The sequence below is a fragment of the Streptomyces sp. B1866 genome (assembly GCF_031932565.1).
Lineage (GTDB): Bacteria > Actinomycetota > Actinomycetes > Streptomycetales > Streptomycetaceae > Streptomyces.
The window spans coordinates 35,197-55,297 of the sequence record NZ_JAVSCF010000010.1; the positions used below are offsets into that span (position 1 = coordinate 35,197).

The window sequence follows — 20,101 nt, forward strand, 5'->3', positions numbered from 1 at the left end:
GGCCGGTCATCCACGCTCTGACCTGCTCCTTGTCCGCATCCCGGGCCCGTCGGCCCGAGGTGCGCCGCGCCGCCGCCCGGCATCCGCGCACGGCCGTCCCGGGCGTGTCGCGGGCCACCCGCGCCCAGGCGTGGGGTACGGGCCCGTACGGCTGGACGCGCCGCGGGGCGGCCTCCCGGTGGGAAGCCGCCCCGCGGGCCGCGCGGGAGCGCCCTACTGGTTGTACGGACCGTAGTCGTAGTCCTCCAGCGGGACCGCCTGGCCGGAGCCCGTGCCGAAGGGCGAGTAGTCGATGTCGTCGTAGCCGACGGCCGAGTACATCGCGGCCTTCGCCTCCTCGGTCGGCTCCACCCGGATGTTGCGGTACCGGGCCAGGCCCGTACCGGCCGGGATGAGCTTACCGATGATCACGTTCTCCTTGAGGCCGATCAGCGAGTCCGACTTGGCGTTGATCGCCGCGTCGGTGAGCACCCGGGTCGTCTCCTGGAAGGACGCCGCCGACAGCCACGACTCGGTGGCCAGCGACGCCTTGGTGATGCCCATGAGCTGCGGGCGGCCGGAGGCCGGGTGGCCGCCCTCCTGGACCACGCGGCGGTTCTCGATCTCGAACCGCGAGCGCTCCACCAGCTCGCCGGGCAGCAGCTCGGCGTCGCCCGACTCGATGATCGTCACGCGGCGCAGCATCTGCCGGATGATGATCTCGATGTGCTTGTCGTGGATCGACACGCCCTGCGAGTTGTAGACCTTCTGCACCTCGCCGACCAGGTGGACCTGCACGGCCCGCTGGCCGAGGATGCGCAGCACGTCGTGCGGGTTGACCGCGCCGACCGTGAGCGCCTGGCCCACCTCGACGTGGTCGCCCTCGCCGACCAGCAGCCGGGCGCGCTTGGAGACGCCGTACGCCGTCTCGTCCGAGCCGTCGTCGGGGGTGACGACGAGCTTCTTGGTCTTCTCGGTCTCCTCGATGCGGACCCGTCCGGCCGCCTCCGAGATCGGCGCGACACCCTTGGGCGTACGGGCCTCGAACAGCTCGACCACACGCGGCAGACCCTGGGTGATGTCGTCACCGGCCACACCACCGGTGTGGAAGGTGCGCATCGTCAGCTGGGTGCCGGGCTCGCCGATGGACTGGGCGGCGATGATGCCGACCGCCTCGCCGATGTCGACCAGCTTGCCGGTGGCCAGCGACCGGCCGTAGCACATGGCGCAGGTGCCGACGCCGGACTCGCAGGTGAGCACCGAGCGGGTCTTGACCGTCGCCACGCCGTGCCGCACCAGCTCGTCGATGAGCACGTCGCCGAGGTCGGTGCCGGCCGGGGCCAGCACCTTGCCGTCCACGACGATGTCCTCGGCGAGGCAGCGCGCGTACACGCTGGTCTCGACGTTGTCCGCCTTGCGCAGCACGCCGTCGGCGCCCCGCTCGGCGATCGCCAGCTTCAGACCGCGGTCGGTGCCGCAGTCCTCCTCGCGGATGATCACGTCCTGCGAGACGTCCACCAGGCGGCGGGTCAGGTAGCCGGAGTCGGCGGTGCGCAGCGCGGTGTCCGCCAGACCCTTGCGGGCGCCGTGGGTGGAGATGAAGTACTCCAGCACGGACAGGCCCTCGCGGAACGACGCCTTGATCGGCCGCGGGATGGTCTCGTTCTTGGCGTTGGACACCAGACCGCGCATGCCCGCGATCTGCCGCATCTGCATCATGTTTCCGCGCGCGCCCGAGTTGACCATCATGAAGATCGGGTTGGTCTTCGGGAAGTTCGCGGTCATGGCCTCGGCGACCTCGTTGGTCGCCTTCGTCCAGATCGCGATCAGCTCCTGGGTGCGCTCGTCCTTGGTGATCAGACCGCGCTCGTACTGCTTCTGGACCTTCTCGTCCTGGGCCTCGTACGACGCGATGATCCCCTTCTTGGCCTCCGGCACGACCACGTCGGAGATCGAGACGGTGACGCCGGAGCGGGTGGCCCAGTGGAAGCCGGCCGCCTTCAGGTTGTCCAGCGTCGCCGCGACGATGACCTTGGGGTAGCGCTCGGCGAGGTCGTTGACGATCTCGGAGAGCTGCTTCTTGCCCACCGAGTAGTCGACGAACGGGTAGTCCTCGGGCAGCAGCTCGTTGAACAGCGCCCGGCCCAGGGTGGTGCGCAGGGTGAAGCTGTCACCGGGCTGCCAGTCGCCCTCGCCGGTGGGATACGCGCCCTCGCCCTCGCCGGCCGGCGGGGTCCAGCCGCGCGGCGGCACGGTGCCCAGCGGGAAGCGGATGTTGACCTTCGCCTGGAGCGACAGCTCGCGGGCGTCGAAGGCCATGATCGCCTCGGCGACCGAGGAGAAGGTCCGCCCCTCGCCCTTGACCTCGCGCTCCTCCTCGTCGCTGGTGAGGAAGAACAGGCCCAGCACCATGTCCTGGGTGGGCATGGTCACCGGCCGGCCGTCGGCCGGCTTGAGGATGTTGTTCGAGGACAGCATGAGGATGCGGGCCTCGGCCTGGGCCTCGGCGGACAGCGGCAGGTGCACCGCCATCTGGTCGCCGTCGAAGTCCGCGTTGAACGCGGTGCACACCAGCGGGTGGATCTGGATGGCCTTGCCCTCCACCAGCTGCGGCTCGAACGCCTGGATGCCCAGGCGGTGCAGCGTCGGCGCGCGGTTGAGCAGCACCGGGTGCTCGGCGATGACCTCTTCCAGCACGTCGTACACGACCGTGCGGCCGCGCTCGACCATGCGCTTGGCCGACTTGATGTTCTGCGCGTGGTTGAGGTCCACCAGGCGCTTCATCACGAACGGCTTGAACAGCTCCAGCGCCATGGCCTTGGGCAGGCCGCACTGGTGCAGCTTCAGCTGCGGGCCGACCACGATCACCGAGCGGGCGGAGTAGTCGACGCGCTTGCCGAGCAGGTTCTGGCGGAAGCGGCCCTGCTTGCCCTTGAGCATGTCGGACAGCGACTTCAGCGGACGGTTGCCCGGGCCGGTGACCGGCCGGCCACGGCGGCCGTTGTCGAACAGCGCGTCGACGGCCTCCTGGAGCATCCGCTTCTCGTTGTTGACGATGATCTCGGGCGCGCCGAGGTCGAGCAGCCGCTTGAGGCGGTTGTTGCGGTTGATGACGCGGCGGTACAGGTCGTTGAGGTCGGAGGTCGCGAAGCGGCCGCCGTCGAGCTGCACCATCGGACGCAGGTCCGGCGGGATGACCGGGATGCAGTCCAGCACCATGCCGTTGGGGCTGTTGCGGGTCTGGAGGAACGCGGAGACGACCTTCAGCCGCTTCAGGGCACGGGTCTTCTTCTGGCCCTTGCCGGTGCGGATGATGTCGCGGAGCTTCTCCGCCTCCTCGTCCAGGTCGAAGGACTCCAGGCGCTTCTGGAGCGCCGCGGCGCCCATGCCGCCCTGGAAGTACGTGCCGAACCGGTCGCGCAGCTCGCGGTAGAGCAGCTCGTCGCCCTCCAGGTCCTGGACCTTGAGGTTCTTGAAGCGGCTCCACACCTCGTCCAGCCGGTCGATCTCGCGCTGGGCGCGGTCGCGCAGCTGCTTCATCTCCCGCTCGGCGCCGTCGCGCACCTTGCGGCGCACGTCGGTCTTGGCGCCCTCGGCCTCCAACTCGGCGAGGTCCGCCTCCAGCTTCTTGGCGCGGGCCTCCAGGTCGGCGTCGCGGCGCTGCTCGATCTGCTGGCGCTCGACGGAGACGTGCGCCTCCAGCGAGGGCAGGTCGCGCGTGCGGCGCTCCTCGTCCACCCACGTGATCATGTAGGCGGCGAAGTAGATGACCTTCTCCAGGTCCTTCGGGGCGAGGTCGAGGAGGTAGCCCAGGCGGCTGGGCACGCCCTTGAAGTACCAGATGTGGGTGACCGGCGCGGCCAGCTCGATGTGGCCCATCCGCTCACGGCGCACCTTGGCGCGGGTGACCTCCACGCCGCACCGCTCGCAGATGATGCCCTTGAAGCGGACACGCTTGTACTTGCCGCAGTAGCACTCCCAGTCCCGGGTGGGGCCGAAGATCTTCTCGCAGAAGAGGCCGTCCTTCTCGGGCTTGAGGGTGCGGTAGTTGATGGTCTCCGGCTTCTTGACCTCACCGTGGGACCACTGGCGGATGTCGTCAGCGGTGGCGAGGCCGATGCGCAGCTCGTCGAAGAAGTTGACGTCGAGCACTGGTCGTCAATCCCTCTTTCGGGTTTCGTGCCCCTCGCGGGTTCGTCGCGAGTGGTGGGCGCTAGTGGTCTGACTGGGGGTCCGGGGACGGCCGGGGCGTTACGGGGGTGAAGCCCCGGCCAGACCCGTCAGACCTCTTCGACGCTGCTCGGCTCCCGCCGGGACAGGTCGATTCCGAGCTCCTCCGCGGCGCGGAAGACGTCCTCGTCGGTGTCCCGCATCTCGATGGACATGCCGTCGCTGGACAGCACCTCCACGTTGAGGCACAGGGACTGCATCTCCTTGATGAGCACCTTGAAGGACTCGGGGATGCCCGGCTCCGGGATGTTCTCGCCCTTGACGATCGCCTCGTAGACCTTGACGCGGCCGGTGACGTCGTCGGACTTGATGGTCAGCAGCTCCTGGAGGGCGTAGGCGGCGCCGTACGCCTCCAGCGCCCACACCTCCATCTCGCCGAACCGCTGGCCGCCGAACTGCGCCTTGCCGCCCAGCGGCTGCTGGGTGATCATCGAGTACGGGCCGGTGGAGCGGGCGTGCAGCTTGTCGTCCACCAGGTGGTGCAGCTTGAGGATGTACATGTACCCGACCGAGATCGGGTCCGGGAACGGCTCGCCGGAGCGGCCGTCGAACAGCCTGGCCTTGCCGGACGGGAGCACCATGCGCTCGCCGTCGCGGTTGGGCAGGGTGGCCTCGAACAGGCCGGCGATCTCGTCCTCGCGGGCGCCGTCGAAGACCGGGGTGGCCACGTTGGTGCCGGGTGCGACGTCGTCGGCGCCGATGGCCTTCAGCCGCCGCATCCACTCCTCGTCGCCCTCGACCTTCCAGCCCTGGGAGGCCAGCCAGCCGAGGTGGATCTCCAGGACCTGGCCGGGGTTCATCCGGGAGGGGACGCCCAGGGGGTTCAGGATGATGTCCACCGGGGTGCCGTCCTCCAGGAACGGCATGTCCTCGACGGGCAGGATCTTGGAGATGACGCCCTTGTTGCCGTGCCGGCCGGCGAGCTTGTCGCCGTCGGTGATCTTGCGCTTCTGCGCCACGTAGACGCGGACCAGCTGGTTCACGCCGGGCGGCAGCTCGTCGCCCTCCTCGCGGTCGAAGACGCGCACGCCGATGACCTTGCCGGTCTCGCCGTGCGGCACCTTCAGCGAGGTGTCGCGGACCTCGCGGGCCTTCTCGCCGAAGATCGCGCGCAGCAGCCGCTCCTCCGGGGTCAGCTCGGTCTCGCCCTTCGGGGTGACCTTGCCGACCAGGATGTCCCCGGCGATGACCTCGGCGCCGATACGGATGATGCCGCGCTCGTCGAGGTCGGCCAGGACCTCCTCGGACACGTTCGGGATGTCGCGGGTGATCTCCTCCGGGCCCAGCTTGGTGTCCCGGGCGTCGACCTCGTGCTCCTCGATGTGGATCGAGGACAGCACGTCGTCCTGCACCAGGCGCTGGCTGAGGATGATCGCGTCCTCGTAGTTGTGGCCCTCCCACGGCATGAACGCCACCAGCAGGTTCTTGCCGAGCGCCATCTCGCCGTCCTCGGTGGACGGGCCGTCGGCGAGCACCTGCCCGGCGATCACGCGCGCGCCCTCGTCCACGACGACCTTCTGGTTGAAGGAGGTGCCCTGGTTGGAGCGGTTGAACTTGGCCACGCGGTACGTGGTGTACGTGCCGTCGTCGTTGGCCACCGTCACGTAGTCGGCGGAGACCTCCTGGACCACGCCGTCCTTCTCGGCCTTGATCACGTCGCCGGCGTCGACCGCGCAGCGGTACTCCATGCCGGTGCCGACCAGCGGGGACTCCGCCTTGATCAGCGGCACGGCCTGGCGCATCATGTTCGAGCCCATGAGGGCGCGGTTGGCGTCGTCGTGCTCCAGGAAGGGGATCATGGCGGTCGCGACCGACACCATCTGGCGCGGCGAGACGTCCATGTAGTCCACCTCGTCGCCGACGATGTAGTCGATCTCACCGCCGCGGCGGCGGACCAGGACGCGGTCCTCGGCGAAGCGGTTGTCCTCCGTCAGCGGCGCGTTCGCCTGGGCGATGACGTACCGGTCCTCCTCGTCGGCGGTGAGGAAGTTGACCCTCTCGGTGACCACGCCGCCCTCGACCTTGCGGTACGGGGTCTCCACGAAGCCGAACGCGTTGACCCGGCCGTAGGTGGCCAGCGAGCCGATCAGACCGATGTTCGGGCCCTCGGGGGTCTCGATCGGGCACATGCGACCGTAGTGCGAGGGGTGCACGTCGCGGACCTCGAAGCCCGCCCGCTCACGGGACAGACCGCCGGGGCCCAGCGCCGACAGGCGGCGCTTGTGGGTCAGGCCCGACAGCGGGTTGGTCTGGTCCATGAACTGGGAGAGCTGGCTGGTGCCGAAGAACTCCTTGATGGAGGCGACGACCGGCCGGATGTTGATCAGGGTCTGCGGCGTGATGGCCTCGACGTCCTGGGTCGTCATCCGCTCGCGGACCACGCGCTCCATGCGGGCGAGGCCGGTGCGGACCTGGTTCTGGATCAGCTCGCCGACGTTGCGCAGGCGGCGGTTGCCGAAGTGGTCGATGTCGTCGGTCTCGACCACGATGCGCTGGCCGTTCATGCCGACCGTCTCGGTCTCGCCCGCGTGCAGCTTGACCAGGTACTTGATGGTCGCAATGACGTCCTCGTCGGTGAGCACGCCCGCGTCCAGCGGCTGGTCGGCGCCCAGCTTCTTGTTGACCTTGTAGCGGCCGACCTTGGCCAGGTCGTAGCGCTTGGGGTTGAAGTACAGGTTCTCCAGCAGCGTCTGCGCGGCCTCGCGGGTCGGCGGCTCGCCCGGGCGCAGCTTGCGGTAGATGTCCAGCAGCGCGTCGTCCTGGCCCTGGGTGTGGTCCTTCTCCAGGGTGGCGCGCATCGACTCGTACTCGCCGAACTCCTCCAGGATCCGCTCGGTGGTCCAGCCGAGGGCCTTGAGCAGCACGGTGACGGACTGCTTGCGCTTGCGGTCGATGCGCACGCCGACCATGTCGCGCTTGTCGATCTCCATCTCCAGCCAGGCGCCCCGGGACGGGATGATCCGGGCGGAGAAGATGTCCTTGTCGGACGTCTTGTCGATCTGGCTGTCGAAGTAGACGCCCGGCGACCGGACGAGCTGCGAGACCACGACACGCTCGGTGCCGTTGATCACGAAGGTGCCCTTGTTGGTCATGAGCGGGAAGTCGCCCATGAAGACCGTCTGGGACTTGATCTCGCCGGTCTCGTTGTTGGTGAACTCCGCGGTGACGAAGAGCGGCGCCGCGTAGGTGAAGTCGCGCTCCTTGCACTCGTCGATCGAGTTCTTCGGGGGCTCGAAGCGGTGATCGCGGAAGGTCAGGGACATGGACCCGGAGAAGTCCTCGATCGGCGAGATCTCCTCGAAGATCTCCTCCAGACCGGACTTGGTGGGGACGTCCTGACCACTGTCCAGCGCGGCCTCGACACGAGCCTTCCAGGCGGCATTGCCGAGCAGCCAGTCGAAGCTCTCGGTTTGCAGCGCAAGAAGGTTGGGAACCTCCAGGGGCTCCTTGATCTTCGCAAAGGAGATGCGCAGCGGGGCGGTGCTGGCGCCGTTGGTCGTATTGGCATTCGAGGCGGTGCGCGAGGCGGCCAAGAGGGGGTCCTTCCGAGGGCTCGGACTCACTACGCGCGTGCCGGTCCCACCGGGGACACCAGGAGAAATGCCTGATCAGGGCGTTTCATCCGGCAGTATTCCAGGTAGGTATGCCCCTGGTGACGGGCAGGGAGCAGCTAACAGGCAGCGCAAAGGGTCAGTGTAGCCACTTGGCACACTGATGTCCAGAGCACAGTCCCGGAGACCGGCAGCGCCAATCTCTCCCTCCCAGGAGGGGGAGCCGCCCCTCGTCGTCGGTGTCGTCTGCTGCTGTGCTTGCCTGCGTCACGCCGCGCGCTCGAAGCGCATATCGATACTGCCCGCTTCATCAGCGATCCATGCCTCGGATTTTGTGGATCGGTGTGACGTCGCGTCCTGAGAATTGCGCGCTGCGTGCCGTTCGTCAAGGCCCCCGCCCGGGGGAGATCGTCACAGGGTGTGGCGACGTGCGGCGAAGATCACCCTACCCGCGTCCATGCCGCTGGCGCCGTATCCGTCACCGGAGCGCCGAAGGGCGACCACCCGGTCGGGTGATCGCCCTTGCGCGCTCGCCGGAACCGGCCGGCCCGGCGTGCGACACGCCGGGCGGGCGGCCCGGTGGGGGAACTACTTGACCTCGACGGAGGCGCCGGCGCCCTTGAGGGACTCGGCGGCCTTGTCGGCCTGCTCCTTGTTGACCTTCTCCAGAACCGGCTTCGGCGCGCCGTCGACCAGGTCCTTGGCCTCCTTCAGACCCAGCGAGGTCAGCTCGCGCACGACCTTGATGACCTGGATCTTCTTCTCGCCGGCGCCGGTGAGGACGACGTCGAACTCGTCCTTCTCCTCGGCGGCGGCGGCCTCGCCGGCGCCCCCGCCCGGAGCGGCGGCCACGGCGGCGACCGGGGCGGCGGCCTTGACGTCGAAGCGCTCCTCGAACGCCTTGACGAACTCGGACAGCTGGAGAAGGGTCAGGCCCTCGAAGTGCTCGAGCAGCTCTTCGGTCGTGAGGTTCGCCATGGTGGCGGTCCTTCCACTCGATCGGCAGGTGCCGGATGTGTCCGGTATGCCGGATGTACTGGTTGGGGTGTGCCGTCGGGCGGTCGCCTGGCCGGCTGTTCGGCGGCCTTTCCGCGGCTGGTCGGCACGGCCGCGCGGGCGGCCCCGCCGCGGCCCGGCCCACGGATCTGATTACTGCCGGTTACCCCCTGCGGGGTGCCCCGGCCGCCACCACGTCCGTACGCCGTGCCACTGGTGGTGCTACTCCGCTGCCTCGGCCTCGGCGGCCGCCGGCGCGCCGGCGCCGCCCTGCTGCTCGACCTTCTCCCGCAGCGCGTCCACAGTGCGGACGAACTCCGAGATCGGCGCCTGGAAGGTCGCCGCGGCCTTCGCGATGGACGCCTTCATGCCGCCGGCCAGCTTGGCCAGCAGCACCTCGCGGGACTCCAGGTCCGCGAGCTTGTTGATCTCGTCGGCGGACAGCGCCTTGCCGTCGAGCACGCCGCCCTTGATGACGAGGGCGGGGTTCTCCTTGGCGAAGTCGCGCAGGCCCTTCGCCGCCTCGACCGGGTCACCGGTGACGAAGGCGACGGCCGACGAACCCGCGAACAGGTCGTCCAGCTCGCTGATCCCGGCCCTGTTGGCCGCGATCTTGGTCAGCGTGTTCTTCACCACACGGTACGACGCGTTCTCACCGAGCGAACGGCGCAGCTTCTTGAGCTGCGCGACGGTGAGACCGGTGTACGCCGTCACCACAGCGGCGTTGGAGTTACGGAACCGGTCCGTGATCTCCTCGACGGCTGCGGCCTTGTCGGGCCTCGCCATGAGCCTCGGCCTCCTTCCGGGTGATGTTGCCCAAACGAACACCAAGGACCGCCCGGAGGGAGAACGCCCGGGCCCAGAGCCCGGGAGGAAACGCCCGAAGGGATGAACGCCTCGCCCGGCCCGCGTCGGCGGGCCGCACACGACAGGCCACGAAAAAACGCCCCGGCGCGAGGCTCGGGGCGCGACTCGACCGACCGGACCTCGTGCTGTTCGCACGGAAGCGTCCGTCGGGAGTACCACCACTCACCTGCGCGGGCCGTCCGCGGTTCGCGGACCTTCGGCCGCCTTCGTGCCCGTACGGACACCTGACGACAACCAGCGGTCATTGGCTTCGTACCGAAGCGTACGCGACGCCCGCGCCGACGGGCAAATCGACCGGCGCGGCGGGCCCCGGCGGAGCGGCCGGGAGACGGCGACGGGCCGGGCCCGCGCGCATCCGCAGGGGACGCGCGGGGCCCGGCCCGGGAGCCGTCTGTTCCGGCCGCCGTACGGGGCCGTACCAGGTCAGACGAGCGCTTCCTCCGCCAGGAGGTTGCGGGTGCGGTTGGGGTCCACCGGGATGCCGGGGCCCATCGTCGTGGTGATGGTCGCCTTCTTGATGTAGCGGCCCTTCGCGGCGGACGGCTTGAGGCGGGTGATCTCCTCCAGCGCCGCGGCGTAGTTCTCCACCAGCTTCGTCTCGTCGAAGGAGACCTTGCCGATGATGAAGTGCAGGTTGGAGTGCTTGTCGACGCGGAACTCGATCTTGCCGCCCTTGATCTCCGTGACGGCCTTGGCCACGTCCGGCGTGACCGTGCCGGTCTTCGGGTTCGGCATCAGACCGCGCGGGCCGAGCACCCGGCCCAGGCGGCCGACCTTGCCCATCAGCTCGGGCGTGGCGACGACGGCGTCGAAGTCCAGGCGGCCCTTGGACACCTCGTCGATCAGTTCGTCGGAGCCGACGATGTCGGCCCCCGCGGCCTCCGCGGCCGCGGCACGGTCACCGGTCGCGAAGACCAGGACCCGGGCGGTCTTGCCGGTGCCGTGCGGCAGGTTCACGGTGCCGCGCACCATCTGGTCGGCCTTGCGCGGGTCGACGCCCAGGCGCATGGCGACCTCGACGGTCGCGTCGAACTTCGTGGTGGAGGTCTCCTTGGCGAGCCGGACGGCCTCCAGCGGGGCGTACAACCGCTCCCGGTCGATCTTGGAGTCCGCGCCGCGGAGGGACTTGCTGCGCTTCACTGCTGCTCCTGTGGGTGTGGATGGAGTCGTGGTGGACGGGCCAGCGCCGGCCCTGCCACATTGCCGAGCGTGCCGTCGGGTACGGCAGGCGCTCAGCCCTCGACGGTGATGCCCATCGACCGGGCGGTGCCGGCGATGATCTTCTCGGCGGCGTCCAGGTCGTTCGCGTTCAGGTCGGGCATCTTGGTGTTCGCGATCTCGCGCACCTGGTCGCGGGTGATCTTGGCGACCTTGGTCTTGTGCGGCTCGCCGGAGCCCTTCTCCACGCCCGCGGCCTTGAGGATCAGCTTGGCGGCCGGCGGCGTCTTGGTGACGAAGGTGAAGGAACGGTCCTCGTAGACCGTGATCTCCACCGGCACGACCATGCCGCGCTGCGACTCGGTCGCCGCGTTGTAGGCCTTGCAGAACTCCATGATGTTGACGCCGTGCTGGCCCAGCGCCGGGCCGACCGGCGGGGCCGGGTTGGCGGCGCCGGCCTGGATCTGGAGCTTGATCAGCCCCGTGACCTTCTTCTTCTTGGGAGGCATGCTGCCGGGTCCTTCGTTCGGGTCTTTGCCCGGTTGCTCTCCGGGCACAGGCATACCGCGCAACGATACCGGGTATCGTCATGCGGCCTGAAACCGACCGGGTCAGACAGGCCGGGCGGACCGCGAGCGCCTGTCGGCCCGTCCGGTCAGTTCTTCTGGATCTGGTCGAAGCTCAGCTCGACCGGCGTCTCCCGGCCGAAGATCTCCACGAGCCCCTTGACCTTCTTCGAGTCGGGGTTGATCTCGTTGATCGTCGCCTGGAGGGTCGCGAACGGGCCGTCGGTGACCGTGACCGAGTCGCCCACCTCGAAGTCCAGCACCTGGACCTCGACCTTGCGGCTCGGCGCGGGCAGCCCGGCCTCCTCGGCGGCGGCCTTGGCGGCCTTGGCCTCGGCCTCCGGGGCGAGCATCTTCACGATCTCGTCCAGGGTCAGCGGGTACGGGTCGTACGCGTTCCCGACGAAGCCGGTGACGCCCGGGGTGTTGCGCACCACGCCCCACGACTCGTTCGTCAGCTCCATGCGGACCAGCACGTAGCCGGGGAGCTTGTTCTGCCGGACGGTGCGGCGGTCGCCGTTCTTGATCTGGACGACCTCCTCCTGCGGCACCTCGGCCTGGAAGATGTAGTCCTCGACGTTCAGGGAGACCGCGCGCTGCTCCAGGTTGGTCTTCACGCGGTTCTCGTAGCCGGCGTAGGTGTGGATGACGTACCACTCGCCGGGCAGCGCGCTCAGCTCGTCGCGCAGGGCGGCGATCGGGTCGGCGGGCTCCGCCGGCTCCTCGGCGGCCTCGGCGGTCTCGCCTGTCTCGTCTTCGGTATCGCCGGTCTGCTCGCCGGTCTCCGCCGCGGGGACGGCGGCCTCCTCCGGCTGCTCGTCCGCCCCGGTGCCGGCGTCCGCCGCCTGGTCGGGGTCCACGGCGTCCGCCGCCTCGACGATGTCGAGCTCGTCCTCGCGGGACTCGGCGGGCTCGGCGGCGTCGTTCAGGTTCGGGTCAGACACGGTGGCTGCTTCTTCCTGGCTTCAAGGGGTGGAACGGGCGGAGGACACGGCCCCGGCCGCACCCTCCGCGAGGTCGCTCAGCCGAAGATGTAATCGACGGCGTGGTTGAATCCGTAGTCAATCAAGGTTACAAGGCCGATCATGATCAACACGAAGACGATCACCACGGTGGTGTACGTCGACAGCTGACCGCGGCTGGGCCAGACGACCTTGCGCAGCTCCGCGACGATCTGCCGGTAGAACAGGGCGAGCCTGCCCAGAGGCCCCTTCTTGCCGCGCCTGCCGCCGCGGCGGCCCTTCCTGGCGGGTGCCTCGTCCTCGGGACGACCACTTTCAGGCGTCGCGGTGGAGCCCAGGGCTTCCGTCACTCGTCCTCACCTGAATCCGGTCGTGGCCGTGCCGCGTCCGGCCCGGCCGCACAGCAGTGCTGTTTCGTACGTACGAGAAGCCACGCACCTTGACGAGAAGGTGCGTGAGCAGGGCCGGAGGGACTTGAACCCCCAACCGCTGGTTTTGGAGACCAGTGCTCTACCAATTGAGCTACGACCCTTTGCGGCTCGCAGTCCAACCTACCGCATCCGCCCGACCGCGCGGGGTGGGCGAGGCATGTGGACGCGAGGCCAACGACCGATGAGTGTACGTGGTCCGGCGGCGGGCGTCGAACGCGTAGCCGCCGACGGCGCCGAATCGGGCCCCGCCCGGTGGCGTCCGGCGGTCCCCGCGGCCGGCCGTACGCTCCGGCGCGTGCTCCGACCCACGCCCTGCTCCCGTGCTGCTTCTGCCGCTGCTTCTGCTCCTACTTCTACTCCGGCGCGCGCTCCGGCTCCCGCTCCGGGGCGCTCCGGCGCGGGCCGGACCGGCGCCCGCGGCGGCGGCGCGGCAACCCGGCGAAAAGCCTGCGAACCGGTGTAGCGGTCGGTGTACCGGCGCGCCGCGCCGTCTGCCACGATGCACCCATGACCGCTGCTACCCCAGGTACCCCACCCGTACAGTCCCCGACCGAGCGCAGGGTGTCCGCCCGTATCGGGTCGATCGCCGAATCCGCCACGCTCGCCGTCGACGCCAAGGCCAAGGCCCTCAAGGCGGCCGGTCGGCCGGTGATCGGCTTCGGCGCGGGCGAGCCGGACTTCCCCACGCCGGACTACATCGTCGAAGCGGCGGTGGCGGCGTGCCGGGACCCGAAGTACCACCGCTACACGCCCGCCGGCGGCCTGCCCGAGCTGAAGGCCGCGATCGCCGCCAAGACGCTGCGCGACTCCGGCTACGAGGTGCAGCCGTCGCAGATCCTGGTGACCAACGGCGGCAAGCAGGCGATCTACGAGGCGTTCGCCGCCATCCTGGACCCGGGTGACGAGGTCATCGTGCCCGCCCCGTACTGGACCACCTATCCGGAGTCGATCCGCCTGGCGGGCGGCGTGCCGGTGGACGTCGTCGCGGACGAGACGACCGGCTACCGGGTGTCGGTCGAGCAGTTGGAGGCGGCCCGTACCGAGCGCACCAAGGTGCTGGTGTTCGTCTCGCCGTCGAACCCGACCGGCGCGGTCTACACGCGCGAGCAGATCGAGGCTGTGGGGCGCTGGGCCGCCGAGCACGGCCTGTGGGTGCTGACGGACGAGATCTACGAGCACCTGGTGTACGGCGACGCGGTCTTCGCGTCCCTGCCGGTGGTCGTGCCCGAGCTGCGCGACAAGTGCGTCGTGGTCAACGGCGTGGCCAAGACCTACGCGATGACCGGCTGGCGGGTGGGGTGGGTGATCGGCCCGCAGGACGTGGTCAAGGCCGCCACCAACCTCCAGTCCCACGCCACCTCGAACGTGAGCAACGTGGCGCAGGTCGCGGCGATCGCCGCCGTCTCCGGCGACCTGGACGCCGTCGCCGCCATGCGGGAGGCGTTCGACCGCCGCCGGCGCACGATCGTGCGCATGCTGAACGAGATCGACGGCGTGGAGTGCCCGGAGCCGGAGGGCGCCTTCTACGCCTACCCGTCGGTCAAGAAGCTGATCGGCCGGGAGATCCGCGGCAAGCGGCCGCAGAGTTCGGTGGAGCTGGCCGCCCTGATCCTGGAGGAGGCCGAGGTCGCGGTCGTCCCGGGCGAGGCCTTCGGCACGCCTGGCTACCTGCGGCTGTCGTACGCGCTGGGCGACGAGGACCTGGTCGAGGGCGTGTCGCGGCTCCAGAAGCTGCTGGGCGAGGCGCGCCCGTAGCGGCCGCGCGGCGAAGCGGCGTCACCGGGGCCCCGCCGCCGGGCCTTCCCGGCCGGCGGCGGGGCCCCGGCCCGTCCGTGGCGGGACCTTCCGCGGGGGTCTTCGGCGGAGGTCTTCGGCGGCGGGGGTCTTCCGTGCCGGGACCTCGGTGGCGGGAAGCTTCCGCTTGTGGCCGGGACCGCCGTGTGACGGGGCCGGCCCGTGACGCAAACCCCCCTACCAGGCCGCCGGAGAAATGCGGCAGGATCTGCGGATGGGACGCGTTCGCGACATCAGACTGCTGCCAAAGGCCCACCTGCACCTGCACTTCACCGGGTCCATGCGCCCCGGCACCCTGCTCGGACTCGCCGCCGGGTACGGCGTGCGGCTGCCGGACGCGCTCAGCGGCGGCGAGCCTCCCCGGCTGCGGGCCACCGACGAGCGCGGCTGGTTCCGCTTCCAGCGGCTGTACGACATCGCGCGGTCCTGCGTACGCCGTCCGGAGGACATCCAGCGGCTGGTGCGCGAGGCCGCCGAGGAGGACGTCCGGGACGGCTCCGGGTGGCTGGAGATCCAGGTGGACCCCTCCTCGTACGCCACCCGGCTGGGCGGTCTCATCCCCACGCTGGAGATCATCCTGGACGCGGCCGAGCGCGCCTCCCGGGACACCGGGCTCGGCATAGGGGTCCTGGTCGCCGCCAACCGCGTGAAGCACCCGCTGGAGGCCCGCACCCTGGCCCGGCTCGCGGTGCGCTTCGCCGACCGGGGCGTCGTCGGCTTCGGCCTGTCCAACGACGAGCGCCGGGGCCTGGCCCGCGACTTCGACCGGGCCTTCGCCATCGCCCGGCACGGCGGGCTGATCGCGGCGCCGCACGGCGGCGAGCTGGCCGGGCCCGGCAGCGTGCGCGACTGCCTGGACGACCTCGGCGCGCGGCGGGTGGGCCACGGGGTGCGCGCGGCGGAGGACCCGCAGCTGCTGCGCAGGCTCGCCGACCAGGGCGTGACCTGCGAGGTCTGCCCGGCCTCGAACGTGGCGCTCGGGGTGTACGACAAGCCGGAGGACGTGCCGCTGCGCACCCTCTACGAGGCCGGGGTGCCGATCGCGCTCGGCGCCGACGACCCGCTGCTGTTCGGCTCCCGGCTGGCGGCGCAGTACGAGCTGGCGCGCGAGCACCACGGCTTCACGGACGCCGAGCTGGCCGACCTCGCGCGGCAGTCGGTACGCGCGTCGCGGGCCCCGGAGGACGTGCGGCGGCGGCTGCTGGCGGGCATCGACGGGTGGCTCGCGGCGGCGCCGTAGCGCGTCCGCGCGCGAGGCCGTACGGCCCGTACGGCCGTACGCCCCGACGCGGGCGACCGCGCCGTGCCCGGGGCGTGCTCGCGGGCTCCGCGGGCTCGGCCTGCTCGCGGGCTCGGCCTGCTCGGCGCCTTAGAGGGCGGCCCCGACCAGCACCGGCTCGTTGACGAGCGCCACGCCGAAGGCGTCCGCCACCCCGGCGACCACCTCGCGGGCCAGGGCGAGCAGGTCGGCGGTGGTGGCCCCGCCGCGGTTGGTGAGCGCGAGGGTGTGCTTGGTGGAGATGCGGGCCGGGCCGGAGCCGTACCCGCGCGGGAAGCCCGCCTTGTCGATCAGCCAGGCGGCGGAGGTCTTCACGCGGCCCTCCCCGGCCGGGTAGGCGGGCGGGGCGGCCTCCGGGCCGAGGCGGTCGGCGACGCGGGCGAGGAAGGCGGCGTACTCGGCGTCGGTGAGCACCGGGTTGGTGAAGAAGGACCCGGCCGACCAGGTGTCGTGGTCCTCCGGGTCGAGCACCATGCCCTTGCCCGCGCGCAGCTTCAGCACGGTGTCCCGGGCGGTGGCGGCCGGGACGCGCTCGCCGGTGGCGACGCCGAGGGCCCGGGCCACCTCCGCGTACCGCACGGGCGCGGACAGGCCGCCGGCGTCCTCCAGCGCGAAGCGCACGCGCAGCACCACGTGCCGGCCGGGGTCGGCCTTGAAGCGGCTGTGCCGGTAGGACAGGCCGCAGTCGGCGGCCTGGATGGTCACGGTCTCGCGGGCGCGGCGGTCGTAGGCGACGACCTCGGTGAGGGTGGCGGAGACCTCCTGGCCGTACGCGCCGACGTTCTGAATCGGCGTCGCGCCGGCGGAGCCGGGGATTCCGGCCAGGCACTCGATCCCGGCGAGGCCCGCCTCGACGGTGCGGGCCACGGCGTCGGACCAGTTCTCCCCGGCGGCCAGCTCCAGGCGGGTGCCGTCCAGGCGGAAGCCGCGGGTGGCGACGCGCAGGGCGGTGCCGGGAAAGCCCTGGTCGGCGACGACCAGGTTGCTGCCGCCGCCGACGACGAGCAGCGGGGTGCCGGCCGCGTCGGCCTCCCGGACGGCGTCGGCCACCTCGTCGTCGGTGGTGGCCGTGACCAGGCGGTCGGCCGGGCCGCCGAGGCGGAGGGTGGTCAGCGGGGCGAGGGGGGCGCCGTGGAGTTCCTGCACGGGCACCAATCTAACGGGGCCCTGTGACAGTCCCCGGCGCGCGGCCGCCCGTACCGCGATCCCGCGCGGGAGGGCGTCGCGTACGGCCGCCTGTACGGGCCTCGCCTGTGGCCCGCCTGCCCGGCCCCGTACGGCCGCCCCCGGGCGCGGCGGTGCGGCGCGCGGGGACGGGAGGCCCAGCGGGGGGCCGGAGGAGGCGGAAGAGGCCGCTCCGGGCGGCGCGGGGGCGAGCGGCGGGCTCTCAGGCGAGGCGGACCACGGCGCGCGCCCTGCCGAGCACCCGCTGGCCGCCGCTGGTCGCGGTGAGGTCGACGCGGACCGTACGGGCCTCGTCGTCCAGCTTGGCGGCGACCTTGCCCGTGACCTCGATGAGCGCGCCCTTGTCGTCGTCGGGGACGACGACGGGCTTGGTGAAGCGCACCCCGTACTCGACGAGGGCGGCCGGGTCGCCGGTCCAGTCGGTCACCACGCGCACGGCCTCGGCCATGGTGAACATGCCGTGCGCGATGACGTCGGGCAGGCCGACCTCGCGCGCGAACCGCTCGTTCCAGTGGATCGGGTTGAAGTCGCCCGACGCGCCCGCGTACCGCACCAGGCGGGCCCGGTCGACGGGGAAGACCTGGCCGGGCAGCTCGGTGCCCGGCTCGACGTCGGCGTACCTCACCTGCGCGGTCATCGGCTCGCCTCCTGCGTCTCCCGCGGCTGTGGGGCGTTTTCGTCGTGGTCGGCGGCCCGGGCGACCAGCGTCGTGAAGGACGTCACGACGAGTTCGCCGGCCGCGTCCCGCACCTCGCCGCGCACGGCGAGCACCTCGTGGCCCGCCAGCGACTTGATGGAGTCAATGGTGCAGGTGACGGTCAGCACGTCCCCGGCGCGCACCGGGCGCACGTACGCGAACTGCTGGTCGCCGTGGACCACGCGGTCGTAGTCCAGGCCCAGCTCCGGGTCGCGGATGACCTGCTCCGACGCCGCCTTGAAGGTGATGATGAAGACGAAGGTCGGCGGGCCGATCACGTCGGGGTGGCCGAGCGCCCTGGCCGCCTCGGGGTCGGTGTAGGCCGGATTCGTGTCGCCGATCGCCTCCGCGAACTCGCGGATCTTCTCCCGGCCCACCTCGTACGGGGCGGTGGGCGGATAGGACCGTCCCACGAAGGACTGGTCGAGGGCCATGGGGCCGGCACCTCCTGCGGGTGACGTACGGGTGTGCGGGTGGACGTACGGCGAGCGGGGGCGGCGGAATCTCGCCAGGGCCGGGTGGTGGGCCGCCGGTGCGGGCCCGGGCCGCGCGGAAAGGGGCGCCGGCACGGCCCCGGGCGGTCCTGGCTGTCGCGGGCGGTCCTGGACGGCCGGATCAGCGGTCCCGGGCGGCCGAATCAAACGAGGCCGCCCCCGCTGCGGGGGCGGCCTCGAAGAAAAGCCGGGGTCAGCGCGTCTCGCGGTGCGCGGTGTGGGCCTTGCAGCGCGGGCAGTGCTTCTTCAGCTCAAGGCGGTCCGGGTTGTTACGCCGGTTCTTCTTGGTGATGTAGTTCCGCTCCTTGCACTCCACGCAGGCCAGCGTGATCTTCGGGCGGACGTCGGTGGCAGCCACGTTCAGTGCTCCTTGACGAACGGATGGACGAAAGCATGCAGAGTAGCCGATAGAAGGACCGACCCCACCATCGGCTACTGACGGTAGCGGTGACCGGACTCGAACCGGTGACACAGCGATTATGAGCCGCTTGCTCTACCGACTGAGCTACACCGCTGCGATGCGAGTGATAGCCGCCCGGCGACAGGCCGGACGGCACACCTCATACATCAGAGCCCCAATACGGAATCGAACCGTAGACCTTCTCCTTACCATGGAGACGCTCTGCCGACTGAGCTATTGGGGCGAGCGGTGAAGACATTACACGCTGGCCGCCCAAACGTGAAATCGATAGCGGGCCCGGCGCACCGCCATCCCCACGCACCACACCGGTATGACTATTCGGCTCACCCGCGAAGCCGCCCCGCGCGTGCCCGCCGCGCGTCCTAGGCTCGGACATGTGGGGTGATCTTGGGCGTGAGCGCACCGCCCCGCGCCCCTCCGCGCCTCCCGCGCGCCGCACCCGGCCGACCAGTCTCGTGATCACCAGGAGTGGGATGCCCGACAGCCAGCCGCGGCGCCAGCCGCACCAGCCTCCCGGTGACGGCGACTCAGACGGCCCCGGCCTCCCCGGAGTCCCCGGCCGCGCCGGGTCCCCCGGGTCCGCGGCGGAGCCGGAGGCTTCCGGTCACCCGCGGTACCGCGGCCGTTCCGGCTCCCCCGGCGCCCCGGCACCCGACGGGTCCGGCCGCCACGGCGCGGGCGGCGGCGCGGCGCGCGGCGGCGGCGCCGCGCTGGTGCTCGGCGGCGCCCGGCTGGCCGACGGCCGCACGGTGGACGTACGGCTGTGCGGCGGGCGCATCGAGGCGGTCGGCACGACGGGCAGCCTGGCGCCGGGGCCGCGCGTCGACCTGGACGGCTACCTGCTGCTGCCCGCCCCCGCCGAGCCGCACGCGCACTGCGACACCGCCCTGACCGCCGACCTGCGCGGCCCGGTGCCGTACGGGCCCCAGGACGTCCAGCGCCGCGCCACCGAGGCCGCGCTGCTGCACCTGGGCCACGGCTCGACGGCGCTGCGCGGGCACGTGGCGATCGGCGGGGTGCAGGGCCTGCGGGCGCTGGAGGCGGTGCTGGAGGCCGGGCGGGCGCTGCGCGGGCTCACCGACCTGACGGCCGTCGCCGTGCCCCGGGTGCTGACCGGGGCGGCGGGCGCGGAGGGCCTCGCGATGCTGCGGGAGGCGGTGAAGATGGGCGCGCACGTCGTCGGCGGCCGCCCGGACCTGGACCCGGACCCGACGGGCCACGTCGAGGCCGTGCTGGGCGTGGCGGCCGAACACGGCTGCCCGGTCGACCTGCACACCGACGGCGACGACCCGGCGCGGCTGGCCCGGCTCGCCGCGATGGCCGGGGGCCTGCGGCCGGGCGTGGCGATCGGCCCGTGCGGCGGCCTGTCCCGGCTGCCGCACGACGTGGCGGCCCGCGCGGCCGACCAGCTCGCGGCCGCGGGCGTGACGGTGGTGTGCCTGCCGCAGGGCGACTGCGGCGGCCTGGAGGAGCGCGGCGCGCCCGGCGCGC

General features: G+C 71.3%; 14 protein-coding genes, 3 tRNA genes and 1 pseudogene. 3 read left to right on the forward strand and 15 right to left on the reverse strand.

Going from position 1 to position 20,101, the window contains the following annotated elements; translation table 11 throughout:
* Positions 1-213 precede the first annotated feature (213 nt).
* From RKE29_RS03470 to RKE29_RS03510, 9 genes are all read right to left on the reverse strand, one after another.
* The gene (locus RKE29_RS03470; protein ID WP_312003505.1) at positions 214-4,131 is read right to left on the reverse strand and encodes a DNA-directed RNA polymerase subunit beta'; all 3,918 of its coding nucleotides are present in this window, start codon (positions 4,129-4,131) and stop codon (positions 214-216) included.
* A 128-nt stretch (positions 4,132-4,259) separates the two neighbouring features.
* On the reverse strand, positions 4,260-7,742 hold the full coding sequence (rpoB, locus tag RKE29_RS03475; RefSeq protein ID WP_312003506.1) for a DNA-directed RNA polymerase subunit beta: 3,483 nt from the start codon (positions 7,740-7,742) through the stop codon (positions 4,260-4,262).
* A 606-nt stretch (positions 7,743-8,348) separates the two neighbouring features.
* The gene (gene rplL / locus RKE29_RS03480; RefSeq protein ID WP_312003507.1) at positions 8,349-8,738 is read right to left on the reverse strand and encodes a 50S ribosomal protein L7/L12; all 390 of its coding nucleotides are present in this window, start codon (positions 8,736-8,738) and stop codon (positions 8,349-8,351) included.
* A gap of 240 nt (positions 8,739-8,978) precedes the next feature.
* Complete coding sequence (rplJ, locus tag RKE29_RS03485; RefSeq protein WP_312003508.1) at positions 8,979-9,542, reverse strand: 50S ribosomal protein L10; 564 nt, start codon at positions 9,540-9,542, stop codon at positions 8,979-8,981.
* A 504-nt stretch (positions 9,543-10,046) separates the two neighbouring features.
* Positions 10,047-10,763 (reverse strand): 50S ribosomal protein L1, encoded by a 717-nt coding sequence (gene rplA, locus RKE29_RS03490; protein WP_312003509.1) that lies wholly within the window; start codon positions 10,761-10,763, stop codon positions 10,047-10,049.
* Positions 10,764-10,855: 92 nt separating this feature from the next.
* Positions 10,856-11,290, reverse strand: a complete 435-nt coding sequence (gene rplK, locus RKE29_RS03495; RefSeq protein ID WP_312003510.1) for a 50S ribosomal protein L11 — start codon at positions 11,288-11,290, stop codon at positions 10,856-10,858.
* 146 nt (positions 11,291-11,436) lie between these two features.
* Positions 11,437-12,291: a transcription termination/antitermination protein NusG gene (gene nusG / locus RKE29_RS03500; RefSeq protein WP_312003511.1), complete on the reverse strand. Its 855-nt coding sequence runs from the start codon at positions 12,289-12,291 to the stop codon at positions 11,437-11,439.
* Positions 12,292-12,368: 77 nt separating this feature from the next.
* Complete coding sequence (secE, locus tag RKE29_RS03505; protein ID WP_312003512.1) at positions 12,369-12,659, reverse strand: preprotein translocase subunit SecE; 291 nt, start codon at positions 12,657-12,659, stop codon at positions 12,369-12,371.
* 109 nt (positions 12,660-12,768) lie between these two features.
* Positions 12,769-12,841: transfer RNA gene (locus tag RKE29_RS03510), tRNA-Trp, on the reverse strand.
* A 406-nt stretch (positions 12,842-13,247) separates the two neighbouring features.
* On the opposite strand from RKE29_RS03510, the gene RKE29_RS03515 reads away from it, so the two are divergent.
* The gene (locus RKE29_RS03515) at positions 13,248-14,495 is read left to right on the forward strand and encodes a pyridoxal phosphate-dependent aminotransferase (protein ID WP_312003513.1); all 1,248 of its coding nucleotides are present in this window, start codon (positions 13,248-13,250) and stop codon (positions 14,493-14,495) included.
* 253 nt (positions 14,496-14,748) lie between these two features.
* Positions 14,749-15,774, forward strand: coding sequence for an adenosine deaminase (locus RKE29_RS03520; RefSeq protein WP_312003514.1), 1,026 nt, complete (start codon positions 14,749-14,751; stop codon positions 15,772-15,774).
* Positions 15,775-15,903: 129 nt separating this feature from the next.
* Here RKE29_RS03520 and RKE29_RS03525 read toward each other — a convergent pair whose 3' ends face one another.
* The 6 genes from RKE29_RS03525 to RKE29_RS03550 form a co-directional block, all read right to left on the reverse strand.
* Positions 15,904-16,959: a UDP-N-acetylmuramate dehydrogenase gene (locus tag RKE29_RS03525; protein WP_312003515.1), complete on the reverse strand. Its 1,056-nt coding sequence runs from the start codon at positions 16,957-16,959 to the stop codon at positions 15,904-15,906.
* 241 nt (positions 16,960-17,200) lie between these two features.
* Entirely contained in the window at positions 17,201-17,635 is a 435-nt protein-coding gene (locus RKE29_RS03530) for a MaoC family dehydratase (RefSeq protein ID WP_312003516.1), read from the reverse strand.
* Entirely contained in the window at positions 17,632-18,129 is a 498-nt protein-coding gene (locus RKE29_RS03535; RefSeq protein ID WP_312003517.1) for a MaoC family dehydratase N-terminal domain-containing protein, read from the reverse strand. The genes RKE29_RS03530 and RKE29_RS03535 overlap by 4 nt, the downstream gene beginning before the upstream one ends.
* A gap of 253 nt (positions 18,130-18,382) precedes the next feature.
* Entirely contained in the window at positions 18,383-18,547 is a 165-nt protein-coding gene (gene rpmG, locus RKE29_RS03540; RefSeq protein ID WP_018385553.1) for a 50S ribosomal protein L33, read from the reverse strand.
* Between the two features lie 84 nt (positions 18,548-18,631).
* A tRNA-Met gene (locus tag RKE29_RS03545) sits at positions 18,632-18,704 on the reverse strand.
* Positions 18,705-18,760: 56 nt separating this feature from the next.
* Positions 18,761-18,833: transfer RNA gene (locus tag RKE29_RS03550), tRNA-Thr, on the reverse strand.
* Positions 18,834-19,083: 250 nt separating this feature from the next.
* Between RKE29_RS03550 and RKE29_RS03555 the strand changes: the two are divergent.
* Positions 19,084-20,101 (forward strand): annotated as a pseudogene (locus tag RKE29_RS03555) (hypothetical protein); the annotation flags it as partial.